Here is a 15,452-nt window from a genome sequence, read left to right on the forward strand (position 1 = left end):
CGCAAGACGAGTAGGTGAACTACCACAAAAGTAGGATGCTTATTTTTTTTTGCGTTGAAATATTCAACAAACTTTCGGTACAAACATTTCTAATGTAGGTTGACATGATAAATGTTTTGTCAGGAGAAACGACTTTTCTATATTGGTCAAGTTTTTTATCAATATTTTTGTTCTTACTGTATCAATGGAATCAACTACCACACCGTTACCCCAAGAAACCCTCATGGTTCAAGAAGAAAATCAACGTCTTCGGAGAGCTGTTGAGGAGTTATCAATTCTTAACGACCTTGCCCGCGCCATCGGCGCCTCAGTTAATACTCAACAAATTATTGAAACCATCACGCGTAAATCTCTTCGCGCTCTCAAGGCAGAGCAAAGCGTTGTCACACTCATTGATGTTGAAACTGCTGATGCCGGGAAAACATTAGTCCGGCAAAACTTTTCTACATCTGCACAAGAGAAGTTCCATCTTCATCAAAATGTTCAGGGATGGATCATGGTGAACAACAGACCGTTGTTAGTCAATGAACCGGAAACCGACCCGAGATTTAAGGGGACGAAGTGGGATAGTTCAATCAGGAATTTGTTGTGTGTTCCGTTGATGGTGAAATCAACATTGATTGGTGTTATCACCGCGTATAATAAAAAGGATGGATTATCTTTTACTCAAGACGACCAGAGATTGTTGGTGATTATTGCATCGCAATCTGCTCAGGTGATTGAGAACGCGAGATTATATGAGCAGGAAAAATCGCTGATGGCAATGCAGGAACAAGTTCGCCTTGCGGCAGAGATTCAAAGGAATCTTCTTCCGAAAAAAAATCCTGAACTTCCTGGATATGAAATTTATGGAATGACAATTTCCGCGCATCAGGTTGGAGGCGACCTCTATGATTTTATTCCGATTGATGAACACCACCTTGCAATTTGTTTGGGTGATGTGACGGGGAAAGGATTGCCTGCATCGTTGTTGATGTCGAATGTGCAGGCGACACTCCGCAGTCAAACGCTTCTCAATCGAACTCCTGCTGAATGTCTCACGAATTCCAACCGATTGCTTTTCCAAAGTACAAGCAGTGAAAAATTCTGCACGTTGTTTTATGGAATGCTCGACATTCAAAAACACGAATTACACTACAGCAATGCTGGGCATGACCACCCGTTTTTGTTTTCTGAAGATGGTTCATTCCGTCGTCTTTCCACAGGAGGTTTGATGCTCGGTATTTTTGATAAGATTGAGTTAGAAGAGGAGGTCGTTTCTCTTCATCCGGGTGATTTTGTTTTTGCGTATTCCGACGGAATACCGGAAGCAATGAATGCAAATCGTGAACAATTCAAAGAAGAGAAAATGATAGAAGTTTTGCAACAACATAGAAGCACACCTCTGCCGGAACTTGCTAACCAGATGAGAGCGGCGATAAAAAGCCATGTTCGGGATTCTCCGCCGTCGGACGATGTGACGATGGTAATCGTAAAGAGAATGAAATAGTTCGTTTTACAGTTTATTCCGGGTCTCAAAAAAAATCCCCTAAGGGTTGGTATGAAATCAAATTCCATCCTCAAAGGTGAGAATTATGTTACTCATGAAAGAATACAATACTAAATGATAGGACTAGCAATATCTCACTATAAAATTCTGGAAAAACTCGGTGAGGGCGGAATGGGCGTCGTCTTTAAAGCCGAAGATACAAAACTTAAACGTATTGTTGCGTTAAAGTTTTTGCCGGAAAGTGTTTCTTCATCAGGCGAGGAACTTGCACGTTTTCAACAAGAAGCAGAAGCTATCTCCGCGCTTAACCATTCCAACATTGCAACGATCTACGATGTTGATGAAGTTGAGGGGAAGAAATTTCTCGCACTTGAGTTTATTCCCGGAGGTACGTTGAAGTCAAGAATCAAGAAATTGAAAAACGAAGGAAGGGAGATTTCCATCGAGGAAGCAACCGACTACATTATCCAGATCGCAGAAGGATTAGGACACGCTCACCGTCAGCAAATTATCCATCGCGATATCAAGAGCGATAACTTAATGCTGACGGACGAAGGGAAAATCAAAATTACCGACTTTGGTTTGGCAAAACTTCGCGGGACCAGCACGTTGACAAAATCGGGAAGTACCGTCGGCACACTCGCGTACATGGCGCCGGAACAAATGCAGGGGAATGACGTGGATGTCCGGGCTGATATGTTCTCGCTGGGAGTCGTTTTTTTTGAATTGCTCACAGGAAAAATGCCGTTCAGAGGCGAACATGAAGCGGCGATTATGTATTCAGTTCTCAATGAAGAACCTCAATTAATTACTAACGTACGGCCCAATGTTCCAACAAATCTCCAACAGATCATCGGGAAATTATTACAAAAGGAACCTCAGTGCCGCTATCAAAGCATGAGAGAACTCCTCAGTGATTTACGTAATTCTCGTCAGGGGAATCCAAAGAATTCAGCTGAACAAAAATCAATTGTTGTTCTTCCGTTTGAGAATATGAGTCCGGACAAAGAGAACGAATATTTCAGTGATGGACTTACAGAAGAAATTATATCCGACCTTTCCAAGATTCAATCGCTCCGTGTAATTTCGCGGACGTCCGCGATGAGGTTGAAGGGTTCAACAAAAGATATCAAGACGATTGCACAGGAACTTAACGTCCGGTATGTTCTTGAAGGAAGCGTTCGAAAGTCGGGACAGACTCTTCGCATCACCGCACAGTTAATCGATGGGAAATCAGATGCGAACCTCTGGGCGGAAAAATATAACGGAACGTTAGAGGATGTTTTTGAGATTCAGGAAAATGTTTCCCGTGCTATTGTCGGCGCGCTGAAGGTCACGCTTAGCTCTGACGAGGAGCGCAGGATGGAAGAGCGTCCGATAAACAATGCTCAGGCGTATGATCTTTATCTAAAAGCCCGTCGGGAACTCCAGCGTGGAATGGCTGATTCTCTTGAACGTTCGATTCAGTTGTTGAATCAGGGACTTGCTATTGTAGGCGAGAACGAAATTCTCTATGCTGCACTTGGTTATGTGAATATATCCTATTTCCGTTGGATCAGTAAAGTGGACGTAAACTTTCTTCATCGTGCACGGGAGTACGCACAGAAAGTATTTTCACTCAATCCATCCTCCTCGCATGGCTATAACCTGCTGGGGTTGATTCAGATGAATGAAGGTGACATTGTCGAGGCAATTCGGTCAATGAAAATGGCACTCGTTATCGAGCCGACCAATACCGAAACACTCCTCTGGCTTGCCGCATGTTACTCATACGTTGGTAAAAACGTCGATGCCATGAAAGCCGCCGATGCTCTTATAGTTGTCGATCCACTGACACCCATCAATATTTTCATAAAAGGGGTTGTCTTTGCCTATCGAGGTGATTTTTCAGAGGCTTTGGTTTGGGCAAATCGTGCGTTTGCGATGGATACCCAATCTCCTCTCGCCATATGGAGCCAGGCGATAGTCTTGGTTTGGTGCGGAAAGTATGATGAGGCGATTGTTTTAATCGATGAACTTGCCTGGAATTTTCCCGCGTGGGTTTATACACAGCACGGGCTTTTTCTGAAACACGCTCTTCGGGGAGAGAAACATCTTGCGCTCCAGTATGATACGTCAGACCTTGCTCTTGAGGCGAAATATGATATGCATTTTGCTCTCCATGTTTCCCATTGCTTCACTCTCATCGGCGAGATAGAAAAAGCGCTTTTTTTTCTGGAGCATTCCATTCGGAATGGGATGCTCAATTACCCCTTCCTTTCAAAATACGATCCCTTGTTGGATAACTTACGTGGCGATGAACGGTTTAAAAAATTGATGGAACAGGTGAGAGTGTTACATGAACAACTTACGGTGTAAGATATGATTGGCTCAATAATTTCTCATTATAAAATTCTGGAGAAACTCGGTGAAGGTGGAATGGGCATTGTCTATAAAGCTCAGGACACAAACCTCGACCGTATGGTTGCGCTTAAATTTTTGCCTCCTCATCTTGCGGCATCCGAACAGGATAAATCCCGTTTCGTCCAGGAAGCAAAAGCTGCTTCTGCTTTGAATCATCCGAATGTTTGTACCATTCATTCTATCGAAGAACACGAAAGTTCTCAAGGGGGCAAGCAAATGTTTATCGTGATGGAGTTTGTGGATGGGCAAACGCTTCGGGAGAAAAAAGGAATGATAAGCTTCAAACAGGCGGTAGATATTGGAATCCAGATTGCCGATGGACTTGCAGCAGCGCACGAAAAAGGAATCGTCCACCGCGATATCAAGCCGGATAATATTATGATTCGGAAAGACGGTATCGCTCAAATAATGGATTTCGGTCTGGCGAAGTTGAGGGCGAGTGGAAGCCAGATTACACGATTGACAAAAGAAGGAAGCACGGTCGGTACGGCGGGCTATATGTCGCCTGAGCAAGTACAAGGGCAAGACACAGACCATCGGTCTGATATTTTTTCATTCGGCGTGCTCATGTATGAAATGTTCACCGGACAACTTCCCTTCAGAGGTGTGCATGAGACGGCGTTGATGTATGAGATCGTCAACGTCGATGCCGCGCCGATGTCTGCCATCAAACCGGACATTGATTCGAACTTTGATGTTATCGTGCTTGATTGTTTGGAGAAAGACCAGAGAGAACGCTGTCAATCCGTTGCCGAAGTAGCCCGAGATTTGCGGCGCGTAAAGCGGGAATCTACCCGACAGAGACACAGCCGAGTTACTGCGGTTCGTCCTGCGTATCAGTCAACATCGGGTCAATCTCAGTACAATCAAACAGAAACCGTACAGTTGGTACAAGAGAAAACTGCCGACAAACTTCCATGGATTATTTCTGCTCTCTTTTTTCTGATTGCGTCGGGAGCTGTGGGTTATATTCTTTTTCAGAAACCCGCGCCTCCGCCAGAGATACCTGTAACCCGCGCATATATTCTTCCCCCTTCAAGAGTGAACTTCAACGTACAGAATGGCGGGCATCTTGCTGTTTCTCCGAATGGGAAAAAAGTAGCATTTGTAGGATTTGATACGACAGGCACAAATCAACTCTGGGTTCGTGCGATAGAATCGTTAACTGCCGTTCCTCTTGCGGGAACGAACGGGGCATACCATCCGTTCTGGTCTCCCGATGGAAAGTCACTGGCATTTTTTGCAGACGGGAAACTCAAGAAAATAGATGCCGCAGGAGGACCTGTTGTAACAATCTGCGATGCACCAGCGGGACGTGGAGGAACGTGGAATAATGCAGGCATGATCCTCCTTGCCCCGAACTCCCTCGATGCGCTGTATAAAGTGTCAGCCGCCGGAGGTGTTCCGGTAGCGGCTACGAAATTAGACACAGCGAATAAAATTCAAAATCACCGGTGGCCCCATTTCCTTCCCGATGGCAAGCATTTCATCTATACGACGCAAACAGCTGCAACGGCATCAGAGAACGATGTTGTCCGGATTGCTTCGCTTGATTCGTCAGTCGATTCGGTCTTAATGCTCGGTAATTCCAATGTTGAGTATGCATCTGGGTATTTGTTGTTCCATCGTCAGGCAATGCTGATGGCACAACCGTTTGACACGGCAACATTTCGATTCTACGGCGATGCTGTTCCGATTGCTGAACAACTGCAATATAACAACGGGAGAAGCAGAGCCATGTTCTCGGTATCAACCAACGGCGTTCTCATTTTTCAGACCGGTGAAGAACAACAAACAAAGTTTGCGTTCTTCGACCGGGCAGGGAATCGGCTCAATCTTCTCGACACCAAATGGCCCAGGGGAGGAAGACTCTCTCACGACGGAAAGAAGATTGCCTACGTTTTCCAAGAAAAGCAGAGCCGTCAAAATGATGTCTGGCTGTATGAAATAAACGGCGGACGAAGCTCACGATTCACATTTGATATGGCAACGGATATTGCCTCCTACTGGTCGCCTCACGATGATTCTGTAGTCTTCAGTTCAGACAGAAGCGGAAAATTCGATCTCTATATCAAAAGTGCGAATGGAACAGGAACGGAACAATTACTGATAAAGTCCGATGATGGTAAATATGTTACAGATTGGTCGCTGAATGGAAAATATCTGACATATACTTCATTTGGTAATCCTAAAACAAAAAATGATATGTGGCTCCTCCCAATGACCGGTAACCGAACGCCGGTACCGTTTCTACAAACGGAATTTAACGAGGCAAATGGAAGTATTTCTCCTGACGCCAAATGGATCGCATACCAATCAGATGAGTCGGGGAAGAACGAAGTGTACGTCCGTGCTTTGGATGGAACAGCAGGCAAATGGGGAGTTTCTATCAATGGCGGGAACAATCCAAGGTGGTCGCGTGACGGAAAAACTATTTTCTTTCAGGCATCTGGAAAAGCAATGGGAGCGGCTGTCAGAGTTGTGCAATCAGCCATTGTTGTTGATTCCGTCCGAACGTTCTTTGATTTTGAATCAAGGGGAATCTTTAGGGGATTTGCCGGAGGCATACAGGATGTAAGCGGAGACGGGCAGAAATTTCTATTTATGGTGACGGAACTCGATCAAACATCGCCGCCGATTACGCTTGTTGTTAATTGGAATGAGGAGTTGAAGAAGAAATGATTGGAGAAACAATATCACACAATCACAACTGTAGAGTCCGATTCTTAATCGGACTTACCGCGACTAAAAATTCATGTCCGGTTGTGAACCGGACGCTACTTAAGGAAATGATATGATTGGACAAACAATATCACACTATAAAATTTTGGAGAAACTCGGTGAGGGTGGAATGGGCGTCGTGTATAAAGCCCAGGACACAAAACTCGACAGGTTTGTTGCAATAAAATTTCTCCCTTCTCACTTATCTGCTACTTCAGAAAACAGGGCGAGGTTTTTACAGGAAGCAAAAGCAACTGCCGCCTTGAATCATCCGAATATTCTCTCCATCTATGAAATAGATGAACATAACGAGAATGCTTTCATCGTGTTGGAATTTATTGATGGTCAGAATCTGAAAGATTATCTGGCAACACTTACAACCGGGTCGGGAATTCCTATCAAACAGGCGATTGAATGGACAGAGAAAATTGCTAACGGGTTGAACGTTGCACACGAGAAAAATATCATTCACAGAGATATTAAAGCTGAAAATATTATGCTCACCAAATCCGGTCAGTTAAAGATTATGGATTTCGGTTTAGCCAAACTTCGAAGCAACAGTTCGCTTACCCGGGTGGGAGCTTCGGTAGGAACGTTAGCATACATGTCGCCGGAACAAGTACAAGGGGCGAACGCAGACCAACGTTCCGACCTTTGGTCGCTTGGAATACTTTTCTTTGAACTTCTGACAGGAGATTTGCCGTTCAAATCGGAACATGAAGCAGGGTTGATGTATTTGATTGTCAACCAAGACCCGCCGCTACCGAGCGAATTAGATAGAAGGCTTCCCGCTTCGATAGATTCTGTCGTGAAAAGAATGCTGGAAAAAGAACGAGAGAAGAGATTTCAGAATGTTGATGAATTGTTAGAAGCATTGCAATCGCTTCAGAACAATCTTCAATCAACTCCGAAGACCGATAATAAACTCGCGGTTGCAGTGTTGCCGTTCTCAACGATTGGCGGGGATAAAGAGAACGAATATTTCGGAGACGGATTAACAGAGGAACTGATTGTAAGTTTATCGCAACTGAAAGAGTTCGACGTTATCTCCCGAACAAATTCAATGCAGTACAAGAACACAGCGAAAGATATCAAGACCATCGGCAAAGAATTAGGAATAAAGTATTTGCTGGAAGGAAGCGTCAGGAAATTTCAGGATAATCTCAGGATTACGGTTCAGTTTGTTGACGTTGAGAGCGGCCGACAATTGTGGGCTGAATCGTTCAAGGGGAGAATGGAAGATGTGTTCGATATTCAAGAACAGGTATCGAAGCAAATTGTTGAGGCATTGAAAATCAAACTGACACCGAACGAAAAAATTATTCTCACAAAACGTTCGACGGTAAATGCCGAAGCATTCGATTGTTACCTCCGGGCACGTGAATTTCTTTATCGAAGAACAAAAAGCAGTTTACAGTTTGCGATTCATTTGTTTCAAAAGGCAATTGAATTGGATACGCGTTACGCCGCGGCGTATGCCGGTCTGGGAGAATCGTATGCAACGTTGCATTATGATTACGACACAAAAGAAATTTGGGTTGATAAGGCAATTGAATCGAGTCTGAAAGCGTTGATGTATGATTCCACCGTAGCAGAAGCATATGCGGCACTTGCTCTGGCTTATTTCAGTAAGAAATCAATCCAGGAAGCAGAGGCGGCGGCGAGAAAATCCATTGAACTGGGACCGAATATTTTTACCGGTTATTGGGTGCTTGCGAGGATTTGCCATGTGATGAACCGCGATGAAGAAGCGGTTGAACTATTAAAGAAAACCATCGAACTCAATCCTGATTTTCATACAGCGTACGGTGAATTACGAATGGCGTACGAACGACTTGGTCAAAAAGAAAATATCGAATCTGTTCTTAATGTAATGTTAGAACTTATTCCGGCATATCTTTCGAAGCATCCCGATGATGCACGCTCGCATATTCATTATGCAATTCAATTGGCGGCAATCGGAAGAGAAGAAGAAGCATTGTCGCAGACCAAAAAAGCAACCGAGTTAAGTCCCGATGACCCGTTGATGTTCTACAACGCGGCGTGTGTGTATTCCCGGTTAGGTAAAAAATCGCTCGCAATAGAAACGCTTCATAAATCAATCATCGCGGGCTTGGAAGATTATGAATGGATTAAAACGGACACGGATTTTGATAACATCAGAACCGAGCCGGGGTATATCGAATTAATGAAAGGAAAATAAATATTCATGATTGGTCAAACAATTTCTCACTACAAAATACTTGAAAAATTAGGTGAGGGTGGAATGGGGGTTGTGTACAAAGCCCACGATACTAAATTAGATCGTATTGTCGCGATGAAGTTTCTGCCGTCTCATCTTTCGACTTCTGAGGAGACGAAAGCACGGTTTAAGCAAGAGGCAAAAGCCGCTGCCGCTCTCAACCACCCGAACATTCTTGGCGTGTATGAAATCAATGAAGAAAATGGAAAGCTGTTCTTTGTGATGGAATACATTGAGGGAACGACGTTGAAGCATCATATCACGAACTTAAAGTCGGGAACAGGTGTACCTGTTCGTCAGGCGATAGAATGGATGTTTCAGATTGCAGAAGGACTGAAGGCGGCACACGGAAAGAACATTGTCCATCGGGATATCAAGCCCGAGAATATCATGTTCGATAAAGATGGAAAATTGAAGATTATGGATTTCGGTATCGCCAAACTGAAGAACAGTTCCGGAATGACGAAAACAGGAGTTTCTCTCGGCACTCTTTCGTATATGTCGCCCGAGCAAACACAGGGCATTCCTGCCGACCACCGGTCGGATATATGGTCACTGGGTATCGTCTTTTTCGAAATGCTCACGGCAGATCTTCCATTCAAAGCTGAGCATGAAGCAGGCTTACTCTATCTCATCGTGAATCAGGATCCGCCCGCGCCAAGCGATTTCGATAGAACAATTTCCTCATCAATCAATGATGTTGTAAAGAAAATGCTATCGAAAGAGCTTGTCCATCGCTATCAGAGCGCCGATGAAGTTCTTCGGGCGCTGAAAGTGGTTGAGGAAGAAATAAAATCCGGACCTACAGCGGTTGAAAAGAAAGCTATCGCTGTTCTTCCCTTCGCGAACATTGGCGGCGACAAAGATAATGAATACTTTGGAGATGGATTGACGGAAGAACTCATCGTAAATCTTTCACAATTAAAAGACATCGAAGTAATTTCGCGCTCAAGTTCTATGCAATTCAAAGGAACAAACAAAGATATCAAGGCAATCGGGAGAGAGTTAAGAGCGCGGTATATTCTCGAAGGGAGTGTCCGAAAATTTCAGGATAATCTGAGAATTGCTGTTCAACTCATTGATGTGGAGAACGGTCGGCAACTCTGGGCTGGTTCCTACAAAGGCACGCTCGCGGATGTCTTTGATATTCAGGAACAGGTATCGAAGCAGATTGTTGACGCGTTGATGGTGAAGTTGACGCCGACGGAAAAAACAGTCCTCACGAAACGTACTACGCTGAACGCCGAAGCATTTGACTGTAATCTCCGGGCAAGAGACTTTTTAAGCCGCCGGACGAAGACAAGTGTGAACATGGCAATCCAATTTTTCCAGAAAGCAATCGAACTTGATCCTCGTTATGCTTCAGCGTACGCAGGTTTAGGTGAATCATACGGAATACTCTATCGGGACTTCGAGCGAAAAGAAGTCTGGCTCGACCGTGCGCTTGAAGTAAGTCTGAAAGCAATCATGTACGACGCATCCTTATCTGAAGCATATGCGTCGCTCGCACTTGCATACTTTGGGAAAACAACATTTGAGGAATCTCTTGAAGCCTGCCAGAAGTCAATTCTCCTCGACCCAAAAAACTATAATGCGTATTGGATTCTTGCAAGGATTTACCGTTCCACGGACCGGGAACGCGAGGCGGCTGACGCTTTGGAAAAATCAATCACACTCAACCCGGAATTTCTCCAAGCGTATGATGACCTCTCGAATGTCTATGAGCGTCTTGGGGAAACTCAGAAGTTTTTAGATCTCATGCACAGAGTGATAGCAATTTACCCTCAATATCTTACTGAACATCCTGATGATGCCTACAGACGGATGGCATTTGCCGTTAATTTAACGTATGTCGGGAGGAACGATGATGCACGAAGAGAAGGCGAGAAAGCATTGGAACTTAGTCTCAGTGATCCAATCATGATGTACTATGGAGCGTGTCTTTATTCCAGGTTGAAAGAATTTCAGAGAGCAGTTGAACTCTTGAAAGGCGCAGTTGCAAACGGCTATGAAAATTTCGAATGGATAAAGAGAGATCCTGATTTTGATAACATCAGAACAGAGCCGGGGTATATCGAATTAATGAAAGGAAAATAAATCTCAATGATTGGTCAAACAATTTCTCACTATAAAATACTTGAAAAACTTGGTGAAGGCGGAATGGGAGTTGTGTATAAAGCACAAGATACAACACTCGACCGCTTAGTTGCTTTAAAATTTCTTCCCCAGCATCTTTCCGAATCTCAGGAAAACAAAACACGGTTTATGCAGGAAGCAAAAGCGACTGCCGCTCTGAATCATCCCAATATTCTCAGCGTGTATGAAGTGATTGAATCGGACGGAACCATGTGCCTTGTTCTTGAACTTCTCGAAGGGCAAACGTTGAAATCGTATTTAACGAATCTCAAGGTCGGTCCCGGTGTTCCGGTTCAGCAGGCGTTGGCATGGACAATTCAACTTGCGAACGGATTGCAAGCAGCACACAATAAGAATATCATCCACAGAGATATTAAACCGCAGAACATTATGCTGAATGCGAGCGGTGTTCTCAAAATTATGGACTTCGGGCTTGCGAAACTGAAGAGCGCGCAATCAATTACAAGAACAGGAACATCTGTCGGTACGATTTCCTACATGTCGCCGGAACAAACACAAGGAGTTTCTGTTGACCACCGAACAGATATTTGGTCGCTCGGAGTTCTGTTATATGAAATGCTCACCGCTGAATTGCCATTCAAAGCCGAACATGAAGTCGGGCTTTCGTATCTCATCGTCAACGAAAACCCTGTACCGCCCAGTACGCTCGATTTAAAAATTCCCCATCGTGTTGATTCTATCGTCAACAAAATGATGGAGAAAGACCCGGCGAAACGTGTTCAAACAATGGCTGAAGTTGTTGCTTTGATAGAATCAGTTCAGAAAGAAATTGCGGCGGCAACGACTGCGGCAAAAACAAAAGCAATTGCCGTTCTTCCGTTTGATAATATCAGCCCGGAAAAAGAGAGTGAATATTTTTGTGACGGTCTCATGGGGGAACTCATTGCCAATTTGTCGAGACTAAAAGATATTCGTGTTGTTTCAAGAACCTCTTCGATGCAATACAAAGGAACGAAGAAAGATATTAAAACCATCGGGAGAGAACTCGATGCACGATACATCATTGAAGGGAACGTGAGAAAATTTCAGGACAACCTTCGTATTACCGCGCAGTTAATTGATGTTGAAACCGATGCGCAACTATGGGCAGAAACATACAAAGGGACGCTTGCGGATGTTTTTGATATTCAGGAAAAAGTATCGAAACAGATTGTTGATGCGCTTATGGTGAAACTAACTCCGAAGGAACAGGCGGTCCTTTCAAAGCGTTCAACGTTGGATGCGGAAGCGTTTGATTGTCATCTTCGTGCGAGGGATTTTCTCTATCGCAGAACAAAGAACAGTATTCAGTTCGCGATTCAACTCTTTCAAAAGGCAATTGAACTTGACCCGCGCTATGCATCTGCGTATGCCGGACTTGGAGAAGCGTATGCAACGCTTCATCATGATTTTGATACGAATGAAATTTGGTTGGATAAAGCGATTGAATCGAGTCTCAAAGCGTTAGTGTATGATTCGACACTCTCCGATGCGTATGCCGCGTTGGGGCTTGCATATTTTTCAAAAAAATCACTCGATGATGCACTTGAAGCAACACAAAAAGCAATTGAACTTGACCCGAATAATTTTGCCGGTTATTGGATTCTCGGCAGAATTTATCACACCATTGACCGTGACCGTGATGCTGTAACACTGTTTGAAAAGGCAATCGCTCTCAACCCGCATTTTCATTCTGCCTACGGAGATTTGAGAATGGTGTACGAACGACTCGGTGACAAAGAGAACTATCAAAAAATTCTTCACAGACTTCTTGAATTATTCCCCAAGTATTTATCGCAATACCCGGATGACGCGAGGTCGCGAATCTATTATGCAACAGACCTTGCACAGGTGGGAAGAAATGCAGAAGCGAAACAAGAAGCCGCCAAGGCATTAGCGCTCAGTCCGGACGACCCGCTGATGTTATACAACGCCGCGTGTTGTTACGCGAGAATGGGTGAGAACCGGCTTGCTGTTGATGCGTTGAAACATTCATTCGCCGCGGGTTTGGAAGACATTGAATGGACAAAACGAGACCCTGATTTGGATGCGATTCGGAAAGAACCGGAATACATAGAACTCATGAAAGGAAAGTAAAAGTATGACAGACCAAACAATATCACATTATAAAATTTTAGAAAAACTCGGCGAAGGCGGAATGGGCGTTGTCTATAAAGCCCAGGATTTGAAACTCGACCGTATCGTTGCGATAAAATTTCTTCCACAACATCTTTCGAGTTTGGAAGAAAGTAAAGCACGGTTCCTTCAGGAAGCAAAGGCAACGGCTTCGCTGAATCATCCGAACATTCTCAATGTATATGAAATTGATGAACAGACCATCGGAATGTTTTTTGTGATGGAATACATTGAAGGAAGAACGTTAAAGTCTCACATTCTGAGTTTGAAGAGCGGAGAAGGAATTCCTGTTCGTCAGGCAATCGCATGGACGATGGAAATCGCTCAAGGATTGCGCGCCGCACACGAAAAAGGTGTTATCCATCGCGACATCAAACCGGAAAACCTCATGTTGACGAAGGAAAGCCATCCGAAAATTATGGACTTCGGAATTGCGAAACTGAAAGGTGGAACCGGTCTGACGAGAACAGGAGCGTCGCTCGGAACACTTTCCTATATGTCGCCGGAACAAATGCAGGGTTTACCGGCAGACAACCGTTCTGACATCTGGTCGCTTGGAATTGTTTTTTATGAAATGCTGACAACGGAATTACCGTTCAAGGCGGAACATTCCGCCGGTCTTTCCTATTTGATTATCAATGAAGATCCTCCTTCGCCGAGTTTGCTTGACCGCAGAATTCCGTTGGCGGTTGACGCTGTTGTCAGGAAAATGATGGAGAAGGAACCGGGAAAACGGTATCAGAATATGCAGGAGGTTATTGAATCGTTGGAAACCGTACGAACCGAACTGGATAATGTTGTTTCAGCCTCAAAGACGAAAGCCATTGCAGTGCTTCCGTTTACAAACATGAGCAATGACCCGGAGAATGAATACTTCAGTGATGGTTTGACAGAAGAGTTGATTTTGAATTTGTCGCGGTTGAAAGATATCAGAGTTGTCTCGCGAACGACATCCATGCAGTATAAAGGAACAAAGAAAGATATCAAGACAATCGGAAGAGAACTTGGAACGCGATACATGCTTGAAGGAAGCGTACGAAAATTTCAGAACAACATTCGCATCACTGCTCAGTTAATTGATGTGGAAAGCGATGCGCAACTCTGGGCTGAAGCGTTCAAAGGCTCGCTTGCTGACGTGTTTGATTTTCAGGAACAGACATCGAAGCAAATTGTTGATGCGCTCATGGTGAAGTTGACTCCGGTCGAACAAGTGGCGTTGACGAAACGTTCAACAATGGATGCCGAAGCGTTTGACTGTAACTTACGCGCACGAAATTTTCTCTACCGTCGCACGAAGAACAGTTTGCAGTTTTCGATTCATCTTTTCCAGCAAGCAATTGAACTCGACCCTCGATATGCAAGCGCGTACGCCGGACTCGGAGAAGCATACGCCACGTTGTTTCAGGATTTCGAGAAGAAAGATTTTTGGTTGCAAAAAGCGATTGAATCAAGTTTGAAAGCATTGATGTACGATGCAAGTCTTTCGGAAGCATATGCGGCGCTGGGACTTGCTTATCTCAATCAGAAATCGCTTGATGAAGCCATCACTGCGAGCAGAAAAGCAATTGAACTTGACCCGAATAACTACACCGGGCATTGGATTCTCGGAAGGATCTATCATACCACAGACCGGTACAAAGAAGCGATAGAAATGTTTAAGAAAGTTCTTGCGTTGAATCCTGAGTTTTATTCTGCCGGTTCGGATTTGTATCTGGCATACATGCAACTCGGAGAAAAAGAAAAATCATCGGAACAACTACAAAGTAATCTTATGCTCTATCCAAAGTATCTTTCAAAACATCCTGACGATGCCCGGTGTCATATGTTTTATGCGATTGATTTGATTCAACTCGACAAAAAGGAAGAAGCAAAAGCGGAAGCCGCCAAAGCATTAGAGTTGAATCCGGGCGACCCGTTGATGCTATACAACGCCGCGTGCTTTTACGCGCAAATGGGAGAGAAGAAACTTGCAATAGATTCTTTACGCAACGCTGTAATTGCTGGATACCAAAACTTTGAATGGGCAGCGCGAGATACCGATCTGGACAGCATCCGGAACGAACCGGAGTATGTTGAGTTGATGAAGGGGAAATGATGAAATGACTGCGAAAGCATGAACAAAAAAGGCACTTACAAAATTTTTTGTAAGTGCCTGAAGTAGCGGGGGCAGTTCGCCGAGGCGAAGAACCTGCAGCCTTTGGGTTATGAGCCCAACGAGCTACTCCGCCTGCGGCGGACTCCACCCTTCGATGTTGGATTTCATCCACTCTCTACCTACGCCGGACTTAAGCCATTTTTCTCGCTTCATTGCTTCAGAGCGAGTAG

The 15,452-nt window shown here is 44.4% G+C and carries 7 protein-coding genes; all 7 read left to right on the top strand.

The annotated features are described in order from the left end of the window. Positions 1–223 precede the first annotated feature (223 nt). The 7 genes from HY960_06550 (at position 224) to HY960_06580 (ending at position 15,222) form a co-directional block, all read left to right on the top strand. Positions 224–1,489 carry a SpoIIE family protein phosphatase gene (locus tag HY960_06550; GenBank protein ID MBI5215397.1) on the top strand — a complete coding sequence of 422 codons (1,266 nt, stop codon included), beginning with the start codon at positions 224–226 and terminating at the stop codon, positions 1,487–1,489. Between the two features lie 114 nt (positions 1,490–1,603). After that, positions 1,604–3,847 (top strand): protein kinase, encoded by a 2,244-nt coding sequence (locus HY960_06555; protein ID MBI5215398.1) that lies wholly within the window; start codon positions 1,604–1,606, stop codon positions 3,845–3,847. A 3-nt stretch (positions 3,848–3,850) separates the two neighbouring features. Next, complete coding sequence (locus HY960_06560) at positions 3,851–6,574, top strand: protein kinase (protein ID MBI5215399.1); 2,724 nt, start codon at positions 3,851–3,853, stop codon at positions 6,572–6,574. A gap of 112 nt (positions 6,575–6,686) precedes the next feature. Then, positions 6,687–8,816 (top strand): protein kinase, encoded by a 2,130-nt coding sequence (locus tag HY960_06565; protein ID MBI5215400.1) that lies wholly within the window; start codon positions 6,687–6,689, stop codon positions 8,814–8,816. Between the two features lie 6 nt (positions 8,817–8,822). Then, positions 8,823–10,952, top strand: coding sequence for a protein kinase (locus HY960_06570; GenBank protein ID MBI5215401.1), 2,130 nt, complete (start codon positions 8,823–8,825; stop codon positions 10,950–10,952). A gap of 6 nt (positions 10,953–10,958) precedes the next feature. Beyond that, entirely contained in the window at positions 10,959–13,088 is a 2,130-nt protein-coding gene (locus HY960_06575; GenBank protein ID MBI5215402.1) for a protein kinase, read from the top strand. 4 nt (positions 13,089–13,092) lie between these two features. After that, complete coding sequence (locus HY960_06580) at positions 13,093–15,222, top strand: protein kinase (GenBank protein MBI5215403.1); 2,130 nt, start codon at positions 13,093–13,095, stop codon at positions 15,220–15,222. The last annotated feature ends 230 nt before the right edge of the window (positions 15,223–15,452 follow it).

This window comes from Ignavibacteriota bacterium, from assembly GCA_016212665.1.
Lineage (GTDB): Bacteria > Bacteroidota > Ignavibacteria > UBA10030 > SZUA-254 > FW602-bin19.

What these genes read in the sequence shown, in the direction of transcription:
- HY960_06550 (MBI5215397.1), top strand. Translation starts at nt 224, where the DNA reads ATGGTTCAAGAAGAAAATCAACGTCTTCGGAGAGCTGTTGAGGAGTTA.
- HY960_06555 (MBI5215398.1), top strand. Translation starts at nt 1,604, where the DNA reads ATGATAGGACTAGCAATATCTCACTATAAAATTCTGGAAAAACTCGGT.
- HY960_06560 (MBI5215399.1), top strand. Translation starts at nt 3,851, where the DNA reads ATGATTGGCTCAATAATTTCTCATTATAAAATTCTGGAGAAACTCGGT.
- HY960_06565 (MBI5215400.1), top strand. Translation starts at nt 6,687, where the DNA reads ATGATTGGACAAACAATATCACACTATAAAATTTTGGAGAAACTCGGT.
- HY960_06570 (MBI5215401.1), top strand. Translation starts at nt 8,823, where the DNA reads ATGATTGGTCAAACAATTTCTCACTACAAAATACTTGAAAAATTAGGT.
- HY960_06575 (MBI5215402.1), top strand. Translation starts at nt 10,959, where the DNA reads ATGATTGGTCAAACAATTTCTCACTATAAAATACTTGAAAAACTTGGT.
- HY960_06580 (MBI5215403.1), top strand. Translation starts at nt 13,093, where the DNA reads ATGACAGACCAAACAATATCACATTATAAAATTTTAGAAAAACTCGGC.